20 protein-coding genes are annotated in these 17,861 nt (G+C 56.3%); 8 read left to right on the top strand and 12 right to left on the bottom strand.

Annotated features, from left to right (window positions below):
* Window positions 1–97: 97 nt before the first annotated feature.
* From xseB to ACOTZB_RS05740, 4 genes are all read left to right on the top strand, one after another.
* Window positions 98–340: an exodeoxyribonuclease VII small subunit gene (gene xseB / locus ACOTZB_RS05755; RefSeq protein ID WP_008503331.1), complete on the top strand. Its 243-nt coding sequence runs from the start codon at window positions 98–100 to the stop codon at window positions 338–340.
* Window positions 341–1,240: a (2E,6E)-farnesyl diphosphate synthase gene (gene ispA, locus ACOTZB_RS05750; protein ID WP_008503332.1), complete on the top strand. Its 900-nt coding sequence runs from the start codon at window positions 341–343 to the stop codon at window positions 1,238–1,240.
* Window positions 1,241–1,264: 24 nt separating this feature from the next.
* The gene (dxs, locus tag ACOTZB_RS05745) at window positions 1,265–3,127 is read left to right on the top strand and encodes a 1-deoxy-D-xylulose-5-phosphate synthase (RefSeq protein ID WP_421626672.1); all 1,863 of its coding nucleotides are present in this window, start codon (window positions 1,265–1,267) and stop codon (window positions 3,125–3,127) included.
* 64 nt (window positions 3,128–3,191) lie between these two features.
* Window positions 3,192–4,166 (top strand): aldo/keto reductase, encoded by a 975-nt coding sequence (locus tag ACOTZB_RS05740; RefSeq protein ID WP_421626671.1) that lies wholly within the window; start codon window positions 3,192–3,194, stop codon window positions 4,164–4,166.
* 58 nt (window positions 4,167–4,224) lie between these two features.
* Here ACOTZB_RS05740 and thiL read toward each other — a convergent pair whose 3' ends face one another.
* The 5 genes from thiL to nrdR all read right to left on the bottom strand — a co-directional run bounded on the left by thiL (window position 4,225) and on the right by nrdR (window position 7,830).
* Entirely contained in the window at window positions 4,225–5,196 is a 972-nt protein-coding gene (gene thiL / locus ACOTZB_RS05735) for a thiamine-phosphate kinase (protein WP_421626670.1), read from the bottom strand.
* Between the two features lie 77 nt (window positions 5,197–5,273).
* A complete protein-coding gene (gene nusB, locus ACOTZB_RS05730) occupies window positions 5,274–5,693 on the bottom strand; it encodes a transcription antitermination factor NusB (protein WP_006809908.1) in 420 nt (139 codons plus the stop codon).
* 21 nt (window positions 5,694–5,714) lie between these two features.
* Window positions 5,715–6,185: a 6,7-dimethyl-8-ribityllumazine synthase gene (gene ribE / locus ACOTZB_RS05725; protein ID WP_006176874.1), complete on the bottom strand. Its 471-nt coding sequence runs from the start codon at window positions 6,183–6,185 to the stop codon at window positions 5,715–5,717.
* 87 nt (window positions 6,186–6,272) lie between these two features.
* Window positions 6,273–7,376 (bottom strand): bifunctional diaminohydroxyphosphoribosylaminopyrimidine deaminase/5-amino-6-(5-phosphoribosylamino)uracil reductase RibD, encoded by a 1,104-nt coding sequence (gene ribD / locus ACOTZB_RS05720; protein WP_421626669.1) that lies wholly within the window; start codon window positions 7,374–7,376, stop codon window positions 6,273–6,275.
* A gap of 4 nt (window positions 7,377–7,380) precedes the next feature.
* Complete coding sequence (gene nrdR / locus ACOTZB_RS05715) at window positions 7,381–7,830, bottom strand: transcriptional regulator NrdR (protein WP_008503337.1); 450 nt, start codon at window positions 7,828–7,830, stop codon at window positions 7,381–7,383.
* Between the two features lie 152 nt (window positions 7,831–7,982).
* Here nrdR and ACOTZB_RS05710 point away from each other — a divergent pair, with 152 nt between their 5' ends.
* Both ACOTZB_RS05710 and ACOTZB_RS05705 read left to right on the top strand, forming a co-directional pair.
* On the top strand, window positions 7,983–8,522 hold the full coding sequence (locus ACOTZB_RS05710) for a DUF3251 domain-containing protein (RefSeq protein WP_047650660.1): 540 nt from the start codon (window positions 7,983–7,985) through the stop codon (window positions 8,520–8,522).
* 267 nt (window positions 8,523–8,789) lie between these two features.
* A complete protein-coding gene (locus tag ACOTZB_RS05705; protein WP_047650659.1) occupies window positions 8,790–9,668 on the top strand; it encodes a nucleoside-specific channel-forming protein Tsx in 879 nt (292 codons plus the stop codon).
* Window positions 9,669–9,787: 119 nt separating this feature from the next.
* Here the strand turns inward: ACOTZB_RS05705 and ACOTZB_RS05700 are convergent, their stop codons facing one another.
* The 7 genes from ACOTZB_RS05700 to queA all read right to left on the bottom strand — a co-directional run bounded on the left by ACOTZB_RS05700 (window position 9,788) and on the right by queA (window position 16,454).
* The gene (locus ACOTZB_RS05700) at window positions 9,788–10,468 is read right to left on the bottom strand and encodes a helix-turn-helix transcriptional regulator (RefSeq protein WP_421626668.1); all 681 of its coding nucleotides are present in this window, start codon (window positions 10,466–10,468) and stop codon (window positions 9,788–9,790) included.
* Between the two features lie 14 nt (window positions 10,469–10,482).
* Window positions 10,483–10,848, bottom strand: a complete 366-nt coding sequence (locus ACOTZB_RS05695) for a VOC family protein (protein ID WP_421626667.1) — start codon at window positions 10,846–10,848, stop codon at window positions 10,483–10,485.
* Between the two features lie 142 nt (window positions 10,849–10,990).
* Window positions 10,991–11,962 carry a protein translocase subunit SecF gene (secF, locus tag ACOTZB_RS05690; protein WP_024906803.1) on the bottom strand — a complete coding sequence of 324 codons (972 nt, stop codon included), beginning with the start codon at window positions 11,960–11,962 and terminating at the stop codon, window positions 10,991–10,993.
* A 10-nt stretch (window positions 11,963–11,972) separates the two neighbouring features.
* Window positions 11,973–13,820: a protein translocase subunit SecD gene (secD, locus tag ACOTZB_RS05685; RefSeq protein WP_071787442.1), complete on the bottom strand. Its 1,848-nt coding sequence runs from the start codon at window positions 13,818–13,820 to the stop codon at window positions 11,973–11,975.
* A 27-nt stretch (window positions 13,821–13,847) separates the two neighbouring features.
* Window positions 13,848–14,180 (bottom strand): preprotein translocase subunit YajC, encoded by a 333-nt coding sequence (yajC, locus tag ACOTZB_RS05680; protein ID WP_003859109.1) that lies wholly within the window; start codon window positions 14,178–14,180, stop codon window positions 13,848–13,850.
* A 22-nt stretch (window positions 14,181–14,202) separates the two neighbouring features.
* Window positions 14,203–15,330 carry a tRNA guanosine(34) transglycosylase Tgt gene (gene tgt / locus ACOTZB_RS05675; protein ID WP_003859110.1) on the bottom strand — a complete coding sequence of 376 codons (1,128 nt, stop codon included), beginning with the start codon at window positions 15,328–15,330 and terminating at the stop codon, window positions 14,203–14,205.
* 53 nt (window positions 15,331–15,383) lie between these two features.
* Entirely contained in the window at window positions 15,384–16,454 is a 1,071-nt protein-coding gene (gene queA, locus ACOTZB_RS05670; protein WP_193804949.1) for a tRNA preQ1(34) S-adenosylmethionine ribosyltransferase-isomerase QueA, read from the bottom strand.
* A 92-nt stretch (window positions 16,455–16,546) separates the two neighbouring features.
* Between queA and acpH the strand changes: the two genes are divergently transcribed.
* Together acpH and ACOTZB_RS05660 are read left to right on the top strand one after the other, a co-directional pair.
* Complete coding sequence (gene acpH, locus ACOTZB_RS05665; RefSeq protein ID WP_029741678.1) at window positions 16,547–17,128, top strand: ACP phosphodiesterase; 582 nt, start codon at window positions 16,547–16,549, stop codon at window positions 17,126–17,128.
* Window positions 17,129–17,255: 127 nt separating this feature from the next.
* On the top strand, window positions 17,256–17,858 hold the full coding sequence (locus ACOTZB_RS05660; RefSeq protein ID WP_014168840.1) for a peroxiredoxin: 603 nt from the start codon (window positions 17,256–17,258) through the stop codon (window positions 17,856–17,858).
* Window positions 17,859–17,861: the final 3 nt, after the last annotated feature.

Below are 17,861 nucleotides of genomic sequence, written 5' to 3'. Positions count from 1 at the left end.
CCACCATCGCGCTGCTCCTGTGCACATTGCGCGTTATTTGATAATTGCCCTGAGTCCGTTACCATGTCGGGGCTGAGAATATAAGAGTCAATTCACTATGCCGAAGAAGAACGACGCACCGGCCAGTTTCGAAACTGCGCTGAGTGAACTGGAGCAAATCGTTACCCGTCTTGAGAGCGGCGATCTCCCGCTGGAAGAGGCGCTCAACGAATTCGAGCGTGGCGTGCAGCTGGCGCGCCAGGGGCAGGTCAAACTGCAGCAGGCCGAGCAGCGCGTGCAGATCCTGCTTTCCGACAGCGAAGACGCGAAAACCACGCCTTTCACACCGGACGCTGAGTAAATGGATTTTGCCAACGAGCTTCAGGCGCGTGTCGTACGCGCCAACGACGCCCTGCGCCGTTTTATTGCGCCACAGCCTTTTCAGAACACTCCTCTGGTTGAAGCCATGCACTATGGCGCACTCTTGGGCGGAAAGCGCCTGCGCCCGTTCCTGGTGTACGCCACAGGCAATATGTTTGGCATCAGCGATAACACGCTGGACGCCCCGGCAGCCGCCGTGGAGTGCATCCACGCCTACTCGCTGATCCACGACGATCTCCCGGCCATGGACGACGACGATTTGCGTCGGGGTCAACCCACCTGCCATATCAAGTTTGGCGAGGCGAATGCCATTCTGGCGGGTGATGCCCTGCAAACGCTGGCGTTCTCGATTCTGAGCGACGCGCCGATGGCGGAAGTGGCTGACCGCGACCGCCTGGCGATGATCTCCGAACTGGCAATGGCCAGCGGCGTGGCCGGCATGTGCGGGGGACAGGCGCTGGATCTGGAAGCGGAAGGACGTCAGGTTAATCTGGAACAGCTGGAGCGTATTCACCGCCATAAAACCGGGGCGTTGATTCGTTCAGCCGTTCGCCTGGGCGCGCTGAGCGCGGGTGAACAAGGGCGCAAAGCCCTGCCGATTCTGGACAGATACGCAGAAAGTATCGGTCTGGCATTCCAGGTTCAGGATGACATTCTGGATGTGGTGGGCGATACTGCAACATTGGGTAAACGTCAGGGTGCGGACCAGCAGCTTGGCAAAAGTACCTACCCCGCCCTGCTGGGCCTTGAGCAAGCCCAACGTAAAGCCCGGGATCTGATTGACGATGCCCGCCAGTCGCTAAATGAACTGGCCGCGCAATCGCTGGATACCTCGGCACTGGAAGCGCTAGCGGACTATATAATCCAGCGTGATAAATAAACTATATATCTCGATGAGCCTTTGATGAGTTTTGATATTGCCAAATACCCGACACTGGCGTTAGTTGACTCCACCCAGGAGTTACGTCTGTTGCCGAAAGAGAGCCTGCCGAAGCTGTGCGACGAGCTGCGTCGCTACCTGCTCGACAGCGTAAGCCGCTCCAGCGGCCATTTCGCCTCCGGGCTTGGCACGGTAGAGCTGACCGTGGCGCTGCACTACGTCTATAACACGCCGTTCGATCAGCTCATCTGGGACGTGGGCCACCAGGCTTATCCGCACAAAATTCTGACCGGACGTCGCGATAAAATTGGTACCATTCGTCAGAAAGGCGGCCTGCACCCGTTCCCGTGGCGCGGTGAGAGCGAGTACGACGTGCTGAGCGTCGGCCACTCCTCAACCTCCATTTCTGCGGGCATCGGGATTGCCGTTGCCGCCGAGAAAGAGAACAAGCAGCGCCGCACCGTCTGCGTAATTGGCGACGGCGCCATCACCGCCGGTATGGCCTTCGAAGCCATGAACCACGCGGGCGACATCAAGCCGGACATGCTGGTTATCCTCAACGATAACGAAATGTCGATCTCCGAGAACGTCGGCGCGCTGAACAACCATCTGGCCCAGCTGCTCTCCGGCAAGCTTTACTCCTCGCTGCGCGAAGGCGGCAAGAAAGTCTTCTCCGGCGTTCCGCCGATTAAAGAGCTGCTCAAGCGTACCGAAGAACACATCAAAGGCATGGTGGTGCCGGGCACTCTGTTTGAAGAGCTGGGCTTTAACTATATTGGCCCGGTTGACGGTCACGACGTGCTGGGCCTGGTGACCACGCTCAAGAACATGCGCGACCTGAAAGGCCCGCAGTTCCTGCATATCATGACTAAAAAAGGGCGCGGTTACGAACCGGCGGAAAAAGATCCGATCACCTTCCACGCGGTACCGAAATTTGACCCGTCCAGCGGCTGTCTGCCAAAAAGCAGCGGCGGTATGCCGAGCTATTCCAAAATCTTCGGCGACTGGCTGTGCGAAACCGCAGCCAAAGATAACAAGCTGATGGCGATCACCCCGGCCATGCGTGAAGGCTCTGGCATGGTGGAGTTCTCCAGAAAATACCCTGACCAGTATTTCGACGTCGCCATTGCCGAGCAGCATGCGGTGACGTTTGCAGCGGGCCTGGCCATTGGTGGCTACAAGCCGGTTGTCGCTATCTATTCCACCTTCCTGCAGCGCGCCTACGATCAGGTCATCCACGACGTGGCGATTCAGAAGCTGCCGGTACTGTTTGCTATCGATCGTGCGGGCATCGTCGGTGCCGACGGCCAGACGCACCAGGGCGCGTTTGATCTCTCCTTCCTGCGCTGTATTCCGGATATGGTTGTCATGACGCCAAGCGACGAGAACGAATGTCGTCAGATGCTGTTTACCGGCTATCACTATCAGGATGGCCCAAGCGCCGTTCGCTACCCGCGCGGCAATGCGGTAGGCGTTGAGCTGCAGCCGCTGGAAAAACTGCCTCTGGGTAAAGGAGTGGTTAAGCGTCGCGGTGAGAAAGTGGCGATCCTGAACTTCGGCACGCTGATGCCAGAGGCGGCTAAAGCGGCTGAAGCGCTGAATGCCACTCTGGTGGACATGCGCTTTGTGAAGCCGCTCGACGACTCTCTGATCCTGAGTATGGCTGAGACGCACGACGTGCTGGTCACGCTGGAAGAAAACGCCATCATGGGCGGCGCGGGCAGCGGCGTGAATGAGGTGCTGATGGCGAATCGTAAAGCCGTGCCGGTGCTGAACCTCGGCCTGCCGGATCACTTCATTCCGCAAGGTACTCAGGACGAAGCCCGTGCGGCGATTGGCCTGGACGCCGCCGGTATCGAAGCCAAAATCCGTACCTGGCTGGACTGACCCCTCCCCCCTTTTCCGCTCCTGCTATGCTTAAACCTGGTGTTTAAACAGCAGGAGCGGAACCGTGCAATACACAACATTAGGAAAAACGGACCTTAAGGTTTCCCGACTTTGTCTGGGATGCATGACCTTTGGCGAGCCCGCTCGGGGAAACCACGCGTGGACACTGCCGGAAGAGAGCAGCCGTCCGATTATCAAACGCGCCATCGAGGGCGGCATTAACTTCTTTGACACCGCCAACAGCTACTCCGACGGCAGCAGCGAGGAGATTGTCGGCCGCGCCCTGCGCGACTTTGCCCGTCGTGATGACATCGTCGTCGCCACTAAGGTCTACTATCCGGTGGGCGACCTGGCTGAGGGCCTTTCTCGCGCGCAGATCCTGCGCTCCATTGATGACAGCCTCAAACGCCTGAACATGGATTACGTCGACCTGCTGCAAATTCACCGCTGGGATTACAACACGCCAGTCGAGGAGACGCTCGAAGCGCTGGACGACGTGGTCAGAGCCGGTAAAGCACGCTACATCGGCGCGTCTTCAATGCACGCGTCGCAGTTTGCCCAGGCGCTGGATCTCCAGGCGCAGCACGGCTGGGCGCGCTTTGTCACCATGCAGGATCACTACAATCTGATCTATCGTGAAGAAGAACGCGAGATGCTGCCGCTGTGCCATCAGGAGGGCGTGGCGGTGATCCCGTGGAGCCCGCTGGCGCGCGGTCGCCTGACCCGTCCGTGGGGTGAAACCACGGCTCGCCTGGTATCGGATGAAGTGGGAAAGAATCTCTATGGCGGTACAGAAGCCAGCGATGCGCTGATTGCCGAACGGTTAGCCGGAATTGCCGACGATACCGGTGCCACCCGCGCACAGGTAGCGCTGGCGTGGCTGCTGGGCAAGCGCGGGGTCGCGGCACCGATTATTGGAACGTCGCGGGAAGAACAGCTGGATGAGCTGCTGAATGCGGTGGATATCACGCTGACGCCGGAGCAGATTGCCGAGCTGGAGACGCCGTATCAGCAGCATCCGGTGGTAGGGTTTAAGTAGGCCATCTTTTGTAGGCCGGGTAAGGCGGAGCCGCCACCCGGCAATACAGAGCGCACACTCACGCGAAGTGATCGTACCCTTTCCAGTCCAGCGTAACGGGCGAACCGTCTTTCACAAACTTCAGCCCTTCGCTCTCCGGCATGATCTGACCGATGCAGGTAAACTTCGCGCCGAGATGCGCTAACGCCACGTCCAGCGTTCCGCGGTTGAGCTCAGGCACCGTGAAGCACAGCTCGTAGTCTTCACCACCGGACAGCGCCCAGCGCAGCGCCTGCTCAGGTTCCACATGGCGAAGCAGTTGCTCAGACAGCGGGAAGAGATCCAGATCAACGCGCGCGCCGACGCCGCTGGCCTTCAGGATATGCCCGAGGTCTGAGATCAGCCCGTCAGAGAGATCGATAGCCGAGCTTGCCCGTTCGCGCAGCGCCTGGCCGTGCAGAATACGCGGCGTTGGCCGCAGATGGCGTTTCACCAGATACGCCACATCGTCAGCATCTTCAACCGTTAAACGGTTCTGAAGGATCGCCAGCCCTGCCGCGCTGTCGCCCGGCGTACCGGTCACGTAGATCCAGTCGCCCGGTTTTGCGCCTGAGCGCTTCAGCGCGCGGCCGAGCGGCACGTAGCCGTGGATCGCCAGCGTCATCGACAGCGGACCGGCAGTCGTGTCGCCGCCAATCAGCTGCATATCGTAATAGCTAAGCTGCTCAAACAGCGCATCGCTAAAGGCTTCCAGCCAGGCCTCATCTACCTCAGGCAGCGTCAGAGCCAGCGTCAGCCACGCGGGATCGGCCCCCATCGCCGCCAGATCGCTGACGTTAACCGCCAGCGCTTTATACGCCAGATCGGCAGGATCGATATCCGGTAAGAAATGACGGCCGCACACCAGAGTGTCGGTGCTGATTGCCAGCGTCTGTTTTTCGGGAATATTGAGAAGTGCACAGTCATCGCCAATGCCGGTTTCAACATCAAGACGAGAGGTTCTGACACGGTCGAAATAACGGGCAATCAGGGAGAATTCGCCGCATGCCATACGTTATGCCTCAGCAAATAAAAGAAAAAACCGGAGCCGCACTGCCCGTCAGGCAATGCAGGACTCCGGTTTGCGGATCACTTTTTGTGGGGACGGATCGCAGGTGCTGCTTTATCAAGTACGCCGTTTACAAACTTGTGGCTGTCTTCAGCGCCGAAGGTTTTCGCCAGCTCGATCGCTTCGTTGATGGCCACTTTATACGGCACATCATCACGTTTAGACAGCTCAAACAGCGCGATACGCAACACTGCTTTTTCCACCTGGCCCAGCTCTTCGAGCAGACGGGACAGGTATGGCTTCATCAGGCCATCGAGATACGCGCTATTAGTCGCCACTCCCGACAGCAGTTCGCGGAAGTACAGAACGTCAACGTCTTTTACGTCCTGTTCTGACAGGAACTGGTATTCGACATCAGCGATGTCGTTCTGGGACAACTGCCAGGAGTAAAGTGCCTGGACGGCACATTCACGGGCGCGGCGACGAGCAGCAGGTTTCACGGAATTCCCCTTACAAAAAAATCAGGCCTTGATGGCTTTCAATACATTGATCATTTCAAGCGCGGTCAGTGCAGCTTCTGCACCTTTGTTACCGGCTTTGGTGCCAGCACGTTCGATGGCTTGTTCAATACTTTCAGTGGTCAGCACGCCGAACGCGACAGGAATTTCAGCATCCTGTGCAACGTGTGCCAGACCGTTGCTTGCACCGCCCGCAACGTATTCGAAGTGCGCAGTGCCGCCACGAATAACGGTACCCAGCGCAATCACCGCGTCGTATTTACCGGTTTTCGCCAGCGCGCCCGCCGCCAGTGGCAGTTCGTAAGCGCCTGGAACCCAAACAACGGTAATGTTGTCATCTTTAACCTGGCCGATACGTTTCAGGGCGTCAATCGCACCTTCCAGCAGGCTGTCGTTGATGAAGTTGTTGAAACGCGCAATGGTGATGGCGACGCGAGCGTCCGGGGTAGCTACAGCAGCTTCAATAATGTTCATACTCTTCCTTTACGGGTTCATTTGGCCCCGCAGGGGGGCGGATTTTATCATAATACTTTGCGCACTGCTTCCCTATTTAAGGAGCAATTACGCTGTCGTTAAGTGGAGGCAGACATCCGGACCTACCGGACGAATCTCGCTAAATTTGAGTTGCGGTGCGTCGGCCAGTTTTTCAAGGCCGGGCAGCACAAACAGGCCGCGCGCGTCGTGACCTAAGAGTTTAGGCGCAACGTAAACAAGCAGTTCATCCACCAGCCCGGCCTGCAAGAGCGCACCGGCGAGCGTTGGCCCCGCTTCAACCCAGATGCTGTTCACCTGCTGCTTGCCGAGCAGCATCATCAGCACCACCAGATCCAGATGACCGTTATGCTCCGGCACCATAATGCTGCGCACGCCTTCCGGCCATTCGCGCGTATCTTCGTTAGTGCGGGCAATCCAGGTTTCACCCGGCTGCTGGACGATGCGGTGCTCCGGCGTCACGCGGTTCTGGCTATCAATGATAATACGCAGCGGCTGGCGCAGGTTCTCCTGCGGGTACAGCGCCTGGGTATCGGCATTCAGTTCGTCCCAGCGCACGGTCATGGCCGGATCGTCAGCCAGAACGGTTTCACTGCTGGTGAGGATAGCATGGCTTTGCGCGCGCAGACGTTGCACATCGCGCCTTGCCTGTGGCGAGGTTACCCACTGGCTTTCGCCGTTTGCCATCGCCGTACGACCGTCCAGCGAGGCGCCCAGCTTGAGCTGAATATACGGGAACCCCGTGCGCATGCGCTTCAGAAAGCCTTTGTTGATCGCTTCCGCGTCCTGCATCATCAGCCCATGGCTGACGTCAATGCCTTCCTGCTGCAGGCGGTACAGACCGCGTCCGGCCACCTGCGGATTTGGGTCCTGCATCGAGGCGACCACGCGCGACACGCCCGCCGCGATCAGCGCTTCGCAGCACGGCGGCGTACGGCCGTGATGGCTGCACGGCTCAAGCGTGACGTAGGCCGTAGCCCCGCGAGCCTTTTCTCCCGCCATGCGCAGGGCATGAACCTCAGCATGGGGCTCGCCCGCGCGGTAATGGAAACCTTCGCCCACGATCTCGCCATCTTTAACGATAACGCACCCGACGTTCGGGTTGGGATGGGTGGTAAAACGACCGCGCTGCGCCAGCTTCATGGCTCTCGCCATGTAAATCTCATCCTGCATGAGCTTAATCCTGTAAGCGGGCGATCTCTTCGCCAAACTCTTTGATGTCTTCGAAGCTGCGGTAGACCGAGGCGAAGCGGATATAGGCGACCTTATCGAGCTTTTTCAGCTGCTCCATCACCAGGTTGCCGATCATTTTGCTCGGCACTTCACGCTCACCCAAACCACGAAGATAAGATTTTATGTGGTTTAACGCCATCTCAACGTCATCCGCGCTTACGGGACGTTTTTCCAGGGCTTTCAGCATCCCGCTGCGCAGTTTCTCTTCGTTAAACGGCTCGCGCACGTCGTTGCTTTTCACCACGCGCGGCATTACCAGCTCTGCAACCTCAAAGGTCGTGAAACGCTCGTTGCACACCAGACACTGCCGACGACGGCGTACGGATGACCCTTCGCCCACAAGACGAGAGTCGATGACTTTGGTATCCACAGCGGAGCAGAATGGGCAATGCATACGGTATCCCTGTTATGTGGTTAACTAATTTTCATTTTACCCTGATCTGGCCTGACAACAAAGGAAGAGCTTTTTGAGACAAAGGATCTATGTCTGACACGATGATGCTGGCTACCATTAAGGCGATCCGTTATTTCAAGGAAATAAACGCAATGACAAGACGTTACCTTAAAATTTTGCTGGTGGGGAGCCTCTTCACCCTTAGCGCCTGTGCACAGCAAACCGAAGTCCGTCAGATGAAACAGAGCGTGAATACGCTCAATACGGCGATGGACAAGCTAAACAAAGAGACGGTGAAAATCACCCAGCAAAACGCGCTGAACGCCAAATCCAGCAGCGGGGTTTATCTCCTGCCGGGTGCGAATACGCCTGCCCGTCTCAATAGCCAGATTGGCACGCTGAAAATGTCTCTGGTGAATGTGGCGGCGAATGCAAATGGTACTCGCGCAACATTACGCATTCAGGGCGAGTCCAACGATCCGCTTCCGGCCTTCAGCGGCACCGTCGAGTGGGGTCAGATCCAGGGCACCACGGAGAATTACCAGGAGGTGAATGTTAACAGTCAGCTATTCACCGCACCAGCCAGCGTGCTGGCTCCGAGCGATGTCGATATTCCGCTGCAGCTTAACGGACTGACTCCGGAACAGTTAGGTTTCATCCGCATTCACGATATCCAGCCCGCCGCGCAGTAACCCCCCTTTTAGCGGAGTGAAATGTCACTCCGCTAACATTTACATTTCGTATGGATTGGCAACATAAATGATTGCCGCTACAATCCCGCCCGTTTAAAGTACGCAAACGTGAACGCAATCGATTACGCGTGTGAGAGATATGTGAAACAACACATATTTTTGTGAGCAGGGATTCCTATAATAGGCACCGCAGAAACACGAAATATTTAGAAACGCAATTCGCGCATTTTTCACTCCCGGAAGGGAATTTCAATCAGTGGCATGATTATGAAAAAAACATTACTCGCAGCTGGCGCCGTGCTGGCACTGTCCTCCTCTTTCACTGTTAACGCAGCGGAAAACGACAAACCACAATACCTCTCCGACTGGTGGCACCAGAGCGTTAACGTTGTCGGCAGCTACCACACCCGTTTCGGACCACAGATCCGCAACGATACCTACCTGGAATACGAAGCATTCGCCAAGAAAGACTGGTTTGATTTCTACGGCTATATGGATGCTCCGGTCTTCTTCGGCGGTAACACGCAGGCAAAGGGTATCTGGAACCACGGTTCTCCGCTGTTCATGGAGATCGAACCGCGCTTCTCCATCGACAAGCTGACCGGCACCGACCTGAGCTTCGGTCCGTTCAAAGAGTGGTACTTCGCGAACAACTATATCTACGACATGGGCCGCAACGCGTCCGGTCGTCAGAGCACCTGGTACATGGGTCTGGGTACCGACGTTGATACCGGACTGCCAATGAGCCTGTCCCTGAACGTGTACGCGAAATACCAGTGGCAGAACTACGGTGCTGAAAACCAGAACGAATGGGATGGCTATCGTTTCAAAGTGAAATACTTTGTGCCAATCACCCAGCTGTGGGGCGGTAACCTGAGCTACATCGGCTTCACCAACTTCGACTGGGGTTCAGAGCTGGGCGATAAGAGCGGTTACGCAGAGAACGGTATTAAGCAGCGTACCAACGACTCAATCGCCTCCAGCCACATCCTGGCGCTGAACTACGATCACTGGCACTATTCTGTTGTGGCGCGTTACTGGCACAACGGTGGACAGTGGAACGACGATGCCGATCTGAACTGGATGAAAGAAAACGTCCGTTCAACCGGTTGGGGTGGTTACCTGGTTGTAGGTTACAACTTCTAATCAGTGCGGGATTGTGCGGGCTGATGCCCTCCCTCCTTCCCTCTCCCATGGGAGAGGGTACAAACACTAAAAACGGCAACACACGTTGCCGTTTTGCTTTTACCTCGCCGCCCGGCTTTTTACTGCTTAACCTTGCGCAAAAAATCTGCCAGAGACCTGTCCGCACTCTCGCTAAACCGCCTCTCCGTCTGCAAAATATTGAGGCATCGGTCGAGCCGGAAACAGCGATAGTCATCGCGCCGTTCGCACCACGCCGCCAGCAGCCAACGCTCCCCCCAGAAGAACAAGCCCAGTGGCTGCACCTCGCGCTTCGAGAGCTGTCCGGCTTCATCACGGTAATGCAGCGCCAGCACGCGCTGGGCGGAAATCGCCTGATGGATCCTGTCAAAATCGCTGCGGGAGTGGCTTTGCATGCAAAAATCCGGGGCGTAGATCCGCGTCTGCTCCGCCTTTCGACGACTCTCCTCGGGCAGGATAGCCAGCACCTTCTCCTGAGCCGACTCCAGCTCGCGCGACAGCGATTCCCCTCCCCAGGTTTTGAGCAGGCGAATCGCGACGATCAGCGCCTCGGACTCCCTGTTTGTCAGCATCAGCGGCGGCAGGTCAAAACCCGACATCAGCCGATATCCGCTCCCCGCCTCACCTTCCACCGGCACGCCGGAAAGCGACAGGTCGCGGATATCGCGGTAGACCGTGCGCTCGGATACGCCAAGCCGGTCCGCCAGATGCGCTGCCGTTGTCAGACGCCTGCCCCGCAGGATCTGCACAATCTGAAACAAACGGTCAGCGCGTCGGGTCATATCTTAGTCCGCTCTCAGGCAGGTTGATGGAGGCCGACGCGGTTACCCTCGCTGTCGGTAAACAATGCGATAGTGCCAATGCCATGCGGCAGTTCCAGCGGGCCAAACACGCACTCGCCGCCCGCAGAGGCGATGCGATCGAGCGTGGCCGCCAGATTGTCAGTATGCAGGTAAATAATAGCGCCTTCGTGAGACGGTACAATGCCCTCAAATTTTGCCAGCGCCCCGCCGGTACCCGGATCCTCATGCGGGAAAACGGCCAGCTCGGCACAGTCCATTTTCTCGCGTTTTAACGAAACCTGCATCACTGGCTCATAAAAATTAATCGCGCGATCCATATCCGCGACCGGAATTTCAAACCAATTAATGACGCTTTTCATACATCCTCCTGCCTGTTGTTTGGGTTCAGAAGGAGTCTACGACAGGGCTCCTGACAGCATAGTGTCAGGAGTGTTTGTCAGGAGCAGATAAAAAAAATCCCGATCAACAGACCGGGATTTCGATAACGCGCTACACGTCGCCTTACGGCAGAATGGACGGCTGATCCGCCCCTTCTTTCTCGACCTTCTGCTGGAGCAGGTGCTCGCGCTTCATGCCAAGTTTCAGTGCCAGAGCGGACGCGACGTAGATAGACGACGCCGTACCGATGGTGACACCGATCAGCATGGTCAGCGAGAAGCCTTCCAGTACCGGACCACCGAAGAGGAACAGCATCAGGATCACCATCAGGGTGGTACCGGATGTGATCAAGGTACGGTGCAGCGTCTGGGTCAACGACACGTTAAAGATTTCGTACGGCGTACCGCGACGGATCTTACGGAAGTTTTCACGGATACGGTCAGATACCACGATACTGTCGTTCAGTGAGTAACCGATAACGGACATCAGGGATGCCACAATCGTCAGGTCAATCTCAATGTGGAAGAGCGACAGTATGCCCATGGTGATCACCACGTCGTGCGCCAGGGCGATAACCACACCGGCTGCCAGTCGCCACTCAAAGCGGAAACCGACGTATACCAGAATGGAGATCAGCGCCACCAGCAGCGCCATCGCACCGGTCTGCGCCAGATCAGCACCCACGCTTGGGCCGACGAACTCAATACGCTTAACCGCCGCGTTCTGGCTGGTTGTTTCGTTAATCACGCTAACAACCTTACTGCCCAGCTCCTGGCTGCCGTTGGCATCGTGCACCGGCGGCATACGCACCATGATGTCGCGGCTGCTGCCGAAGTTCTGCAGCAGCGGCTCTTCAAAGCCCGCTTTCTGCAGAGACAAACGCATCTGGTCCATATCGACCGGTTTTTCCAGGGAGATCTCGATGACCGTACCGCCGGTGAAATCCAGCCCCCAGTTAAAGCCTTTCACGCCCATAATGACGATGGACAGAATCAGCAGGAAACCTGAAATGCCGAAGGCCCAGTAGTCCCAGCGCATAAAGTCCCAGACTTTACGGCCGTGGTTCAATTGTTCAACAGTATATTCCTGTGCCACAACGCACTCCTCAGATAGACAGCTTTTTGACGCGCTTGCCGCCGTACAGCAGGTTCACGATGGCACGGGTGCCGACAATAGCGGTAAACATTGACGTTGCGACACCGATACCGGTTGTAATCGCAAAGCCTTTGATCGCGCCAGTACCCACTGCATACAGGATAAGAACCTTAATCAGTGTTGTTACGTTCGCATCGAAGATGGAGCTGAACGCGCCTTTATAGCCTTCGTCAATCGCCTGCTGAACAGAACGACCGTTGCTCAACTCTTCTTTGATACGTTCGTTAATCAGTACGTTGGCGTCGACCGCCACCGCAAGGGTAAGAACGATACCTGCAATGCCCGGCATAGTCAGCGTCGCCCCCGGCAGCAGGGACATAATGCCGATGATCAGCACCAGGTTGGCGATCAGCGCGGAGGTCGCAATCAGACCAAACTTCTTATAGAAGAAGATCATGAAGAGGATAGAGACCACCAGACCGGCCAGACACGCTTCCAGACCCTGCTGAATGTTTTGCATACCCAGAGTTGGACCAATGGTACGTTCTTCAACAATCTGAATTGGCGCAATCAGCGCACCGGCACGCAGCAGCAGGGAGAGCTGACGCGCTTCGTTCGGGTTGTTGATACCGGTGATACGGAAGCTGTTACCCAGACGAGACTGGATATTGGCGATGTTAATCACCTCTTCCTCTTTCACCAGCACCGCACGACCGTTTGCATCTTTCTTACCGCTGTCTTTGTACTCCACGAAAAGGGTCGCCATCGGTTTACCGATGTTGTCCTTGGTGAAGTTAGACATGATGTTACCACCCGCGCTATCCAGCGAGATGTTAACCTGCGGCTGGTTGTATTCGTCCTGGCTCGACGTGGAGTCGGTGATGTGGTCACCGGTCAGAATCACGCGTTTGTACAGCACAACTGGCTGACCTTCGCGGGTCTGTTTCACTTCGGAGTCACCCGGAATACGCCCTGCGGCAGCAGCGGACTGATCGACGTTGGAGTTCACCAGACGGAATTCCAGCGTTGCGGTCGCACCCAGAATCTCTTTCGCACGCGCGGTATCCTGGATACCCGGCAGTTCAACCACGATACGGTCAGCACCCTGACGCTGTACCAGCGGCTCAGCCACGCCCAGTTGGTTTACACGGTTACGCAGAATGTTGATGTTCTGCTGAACGGCATATTCACGCGCTTCTTTCAGACGCGCATCGGTCATCACCGCGCGCAGCTGGTTGCTGCCCTGAGAGGTGATCACCAGGTCACGGTGACGTTGGGTCAGGTAATCTACAGCCTGATCGCGCGCCGCACTGTCGCGGAACGTGATGCTCATGCCGTAGTTATCTTCTTTACGCACGGTGGTATAAGCGATGCCTTTATCACGCAGATCGCTGCGCAGGCTGTCGATATTCTGTTCCTGCAGCTTGCCGAGCGCGGTATCCATATCCACTTCCATCAGGAAGTGAACGCCGCCACGAAGGTCAAGACCGAGTTTCATTGGCTCTGCGTTCATCGCAGCCAGCCAACGCGGGGTTGCAGGGGCAAGGTTAAGCGCCACGACGTATTTGTCACCCAGCACGCCCATCAGCGCTTCGCGAGCGCGGAGCTGCGTGTCGGTGGTGTCGAAGCGAGCAAGAATAGCACCCTCTTCCAGAGCCACAGACTTAGCGGTAATTTTTTCTTCTTGTAACGTTTTCTGGACCTGGATCAGCGTTTGCTCACTGGCGGCGACACCGCGCGCGCCAGTGATTTGAACAGCCGGATCCTCACCATACAGGTTGGGAAGCGCGTACAGCAGGCCGACGAGAATCACGACGACCAGCATGATGTACTTCCACAAAGGATAACGGTTTAACACGGCAGTTCCCTTTGGGAAAAGTTGGGATTACAGCGCCTTCATGGTGCCTTTCGGCAGAACGGCAGCTACGAAGTCACGTTTGATGACCACTTCAGTGGTGTCGTTCAGGGCGATAGCAATGTAGCCGTTTTCAGCCACTTTGGTTACGCGACCCACCAGACCACCGTTAGTCAGCACTTCATCGCCTTTTGCAATGGAGTTCATCAGGTTTTTGTGCTCTTTGGTGCGCTTCTGCTGTGGACGCAGGATCATGAAGTAGAAGATCAGACCGAACACAACCAGCATCAGAATCAGAGACATCGGGCTGCCCTGCGCTGGAGCACCTGTTGCCGCTACCGCATCAGAAATAAAAAAGCTCATTCAAATTCCCTCATTATTAAAATTAATCAACGTTCAACGGTGGAACATCCCGCCCCTGACGTTGGTAGAAATCGGTCACGAAGCTCTCTAATTTACCCTCTTCGATAGCCTTACGTAAACCAGCCATTAAGCGCTGATAATAACGAAGATTATGAATGGTATTGAGACGCGCGCCCAAAATCTCGTTGCAACGATCGAGATGATGCAGATACGCGCGGGAATAATTGCGACAGGTATAGCAATCGCACTCGGAATCGAGCGGGCTGGTGTCACTCTTATGCTTCGCGTTACGGATTTTCACCACGCCATCGGTAACGAACAAATGGCCGTTACGCGCGTTGCGGGTTGGCATGACGCAGTCGAACATATCAATGCCGCGGCGTACGCCTTCAACCAGATCTTCTGGTTTACCCACGCCCATCAGGTATCGTGGTTTATCCGCCGGGATTTGCGGGCAGACATGTTCCAGAATGCGGTGCATGTCTTCCTTCGGCTCACCCACAGCCAAACCGCCGACAGCGTAGCCATCAAAACCTATCTCTACCAGACCTTTAACAGAGATATCGCGTAAATCTTCGTAAACGCTGCCCTGGATAATGCCAAACAGCGCATTTTTGTTCTGCAGGGAGTCAAAACGGTCACGGCTACGCTTCGCCCAGCGCAGAGACATCTCCATGGAGCGTTTTGCGTAATCCCAGTCGGCAGGATACGGCGTACATTCGTCGAAGATCATCACGATGTCAGAGCCGAGATCGTACTGAATCTCCATCGACTTTTCGGGATCGAGGAAAATCGGATCGCCGTTGATCGGGTTACGGAAGTGTACGCCCTGCTCGGTGATCTTGCGGATATCGCCCAGGCTGAAGACCTGGAAGCCGCCGGAGTCGGTCAGGATTGGGCCTTTCCACTGCATGAAATCGTGCAGGTCGCCGTGGAGCTTCATGATCTCCTGACCCGGACGCAGCCACAGGTGGAAGGTGTTGCCGAGGATAATCTGTGCGCCAGTGGCTTCTACTTCTTCCGGCGTCATCCCTTTTACGGTGCCGTACGTGCCCACAGGCATAAACGCGGGGGTTTCCACCACGCCGCGATCAAACACCAGGCGACCGCGACGCGCGCGACCGTCGGTGGTATCGAGTTCAAATTTCATTTTTTCTCCGACGTCAGAAAAACAGTCCAACGTTGTAAAACGGTGCCGCGGACTTATTCCCCGACACGCTCATTCAAAGCCAGCGGATTGTACGTGATAAACATCGCGTCCCCGTAGCTAAAAAAGCGATATTTTTGTTCTACCGCAGACTTGTAAGCATTCATCGTATGCTGATAACCCGCGAATGCGGAGACCAGCATAATCAGCGTCGATTCAGGCAGATGGAAGTTGGTCACCAGCGCGTCAATCACTTTGTACTGATAGCCCGGGTAGATAAAGATCTGCGTATCGCCAAAGAACGGCTCGATAAGATTGCGCTTCGCCGCCTGCGCAGCGCTCTCGAGTGAGCGCACAGACGTTGTACCGACCGCCACGACGCGGCTGCCGCGCGCTTTCGCCGCCAGCACCGCGTCCACCACGTCCTGAGGCACTTCGGCATACTCAGAGTGCATGATGTGATCTTCAATGCTGTCCACGCGCACCGGCTGGAAGGTTCCCGCGCCGACGTGCAGCGTCACGAACGCCATCTCCACGCCCTTCGCGCGCAGTTTCTCCAGCAGCGGCTCATCAAAATGCAGGCCCGCGGTCGGCGCCGCGACGGCGCCAGGCTTCTGGCTGTAGACGGTCTGGTACAGCTCGCGGTCGGCCTCTTCATCCGGACGCTCAATATACGGCGGCAGCGGCATGTGGCCGATGGCGTTCAGGATATCGAGCACCGTGCGTTCGTCATCGAACGCCACCTCAAACAACGCATCGTGGCGCGCGGTCATGGTCGCTTTGATGCTCTCATCATCGCCCAGCAGCAGTTCAGCGCCCGGCTTCGGCGCCTTTGAAGCGCGAATATGTGCCAGAATACGTTTATCATCGAGCATACGTTCGACCAGCACTTCAATCTTGCCGCCGCTGGCCTTACGGCCAAACAGGCGCGCCGGGATCACGCGGGTATTGTTAAAGACCAGCAGATCGCCAGGGTTGAGCTTGTCGAGCAAATCGGTGAAAGTACCGTGCGTCAGCTCGCCCGTTGGCCCATCCAGTGACAGTAAGCGACAGCTGCTGCGCTCAGGCATGGGATAGTGAGCAATCAGGGATTCAGGTAATTCAAAGGAGAAATCGGCGACGCGCATGACGTATACTCGTGACTTAAAAACAGGCGGCATAGTCTAGTGCTCACACCCTTTTGCTGCAACAACTAGCCGCCCCCGGACAAATAAAACGCATGAATTTTCTCGCTCACCTGCATCTCGCTCACCTCGCTGACAGCTCCCTGTCCGGCAATTTGCTGGCCGATTTCGTACGCGGCAACCCCGCTGAGGACTATTCCCCTGAGGTTGTCGATGGGATTTTTATGCACCGCCGCATCGACGTGCTTACTGATAAGCTGCCGGAAGTGACGGAAGCCAAAGCGTGGTTTCGCCCTGAAACGCGCCGCGTTGCGCCGATCACGCTCGACGTGATGTGGGACCACTTTCTGTCGCGCCACTGGGAACAGCTGTCGCCGGAGATGCCCTTGCCGGCGTTTGTGCGCTATGCCCACCAGCAGGTGTCGATCATTCTGCCCGACTCGCCGCCGCGCTTTGTGAATCTGAATAACTATCTGTGGTCGGAACGCTGGCTGGAGCGCTATCGCGAAATGGACTTCATCCAGAACGTGTTGAACGGGATGGCGAGCCGTCGTCCGCGGCTGGATGCGCTGCGCGACTCCTGGTATGACCTGGATGAACATTACGATGCGCTGGAAGCGCGTTTCTGGCAGTTTTACCCGCGCATGATGGTGCAGGCGAAAAACAAACAGCTGTAACAGAATTCACATTGATAGGTAAAAGCTGGCGGAACGATTGTCACCACCTCTTTGTCTTATCCATGAACACTCTCTATACTGGCTCGCGTTGCGTTCCAAATAACCTTAGTATCTACAGGAGAATCATATGGTTCTGGTAACTCGTCCGGCTCCGGATTTTACAGCTGCAGCAGTTCTGGGCAACGGTGAAATCGTTGAAAACTTCAACTTCAAACAGCACACCAACGGTAAAGCGACCGTTCTGTTCTTCTGGCCAATGGACTTCACTTTCGTTTGCCCGTCTGAGCTGATCGCATTCGACAAACGTTATGAAGAATTCCAGAAGCGTGGCGTGGAAGTTGTTGGCGTCTCCTTCGACTCTGAATTTGTACACAACGCATGGCGTAACACCCCTGTCGACAAAGGCGGCATCGGTGCGGTGAAATACGCAATGGTTGCGGACATCAAACGCGAAATCCAGCAGGCTTACGGTATCGAACATCCGGACGCTGGCGTTGCGCTGCGTGGTTCCTTCCTGATCGACGCTAACGGCATCGTTCGTCACCAGGTTGTGAACGATCTGCCGCTGGGTCGTAACATCGACGAAATGCTGCGCATGGTTGACGCGCTGCAGTTCCACGAAGAGCACGGCGAAGTGTGCCCGGCTCAGTGGGAAAAAGGTAAAGAAGGCATGAACGCGTCTCCAGACGGCGTGGCTAAATACCTGTCTGAGAACGTATCCAGCCTGTAATCG

It is taken from the genome of Enterobacter cloacae complex sp. SHL020, assembly GCF_049236945.1.
In the GTDB taxonomy this organism is placed as follows: Bacteria; Pseudomonadota; Gammaproteobacteria; order Enterobacterales; family Enterobacteriaceae; genus Enterobacter; species Enterobacter dykesii.
This window is presented reverse-complemented; position numbering and strand designations above follow the sequence as displayed.

What these genes read in the sequence shown, in the direction of transcription:
- dxs (WP_421626672.1), top strand. Translation starts at nt 1,265, where the DNA reads ATGAGTTTTGATATTGCCAAATACCCGACACTGGCGTTAGTTGACTCC.
- acpH (WP_029741678.1), top strand. Translation starts at nt 16,547, where the DNA reads ATGAATTTTCTCGCTCACCTGCATCTCGCTCACCTCGCTGACAGCTCC.
- queA (WP_193804949.1), bottom strand. Translation starts at nt 16,454, where the DNA reads ATGCGCGTCGCCGATTTCTCCTTTGAATTACCTGAATCCCTGATTGCT.
- ACOTZB_RS05660 (WP_014168840.1), top strand. Translation starts at nt 17,256, where the DNA reads ATGGTTCTGGTAACTCGTCCGGCTCCGGATTTTACAGCTGCAGCAGTT.
- ACOTZB_RS05695 (WP_421626667.1), bottom strand. Translation starts at nt 10,848, where the DNA reads ATGAAAAGCGTCATTAATTGGTTTGAAATTCCGGTCGCGGATATGGAT.
- thiL (WP_421626670.1), bottom strand. Translation starts at nt 5,196, where the DNA reads ATGGCATGCGGCGAATTCTCCCTGATTGCCCGTTATTTCGACCGTGTC.
- xseB (WP_008503331.1), top strand. Translation starts at nt 98, where the DNA reads ATGCCGAAGAAGAACGACGCACCGGCCAGTTTCGAAACTGCGCTGAGT.
- ACOTZB_RS05705 (WP_047650659.1), top strand. Translation starts at nt 8,790, where the DNA reads ATGAAAAAAACATTACTCGCAGCTGGCGCCGTGCTGGCACTGTCCTCC.
- ribE (WP_006176874.1), bottom strand. Translation starts at nt 6,185, where the DNA reads ATGAACATTATTGAAGCTGCTGTAGCTACCCCGGACGCTCGCGTCGCC.
- ribD (WP_421626669.1), bottom strand. Translation starts at nt 7,376, where the DNA reads ATGCAGGATGAGATTTACATGGCGAGAGCCATGAAGCTGGCGCAGCGC.
- nrdR (WP_008503337.1), bottom strand. Translation starts at nt 7,830, where the DNA reads ATGCATTGCCCATTCTGCTCCGCTGTGGATACCAAAGTCATCGACTCT.
- ACOTZB_RS05710 (WP_047650660.1), top strand. Translation starts at nt 7,983, where the DNA reads ATGACAAGACGTTACCTTAAAATTTTGCTGGTGGGGAGCCTCTTCACC.
- tgt (WP_003859110.1), bottom strand. Translation starts at nt 15,330, where the DNA reads ATGAAATTTGAACTCGATACCACCGACGGTCGCGCGCGTCGCGGTCGC.
- ACOTZB_RS05700 (WP_421626668.1), bottom strand. Translation starts at nt 10,468, where the DNA reads ATGACCCGACGCGCTGACCGTTTGTTTCAGATTGTGCAGATCCTGCGG.
- yajC (WP_003859109.1), bottom strand. Translation starts at nt 14,180, where the DNA reads ATGAGCTTTTTTATTTCTGATGCGGTAGCGGCAACAGGTGCTCCAGCG.
- ispA (WP_008503332.1), top strand. Translation starts at nt 341, where the DNA reads ATGGATTTTGCCAACGAGCTTCAGGCGCGTGTCGTACGCGCCAACGAC.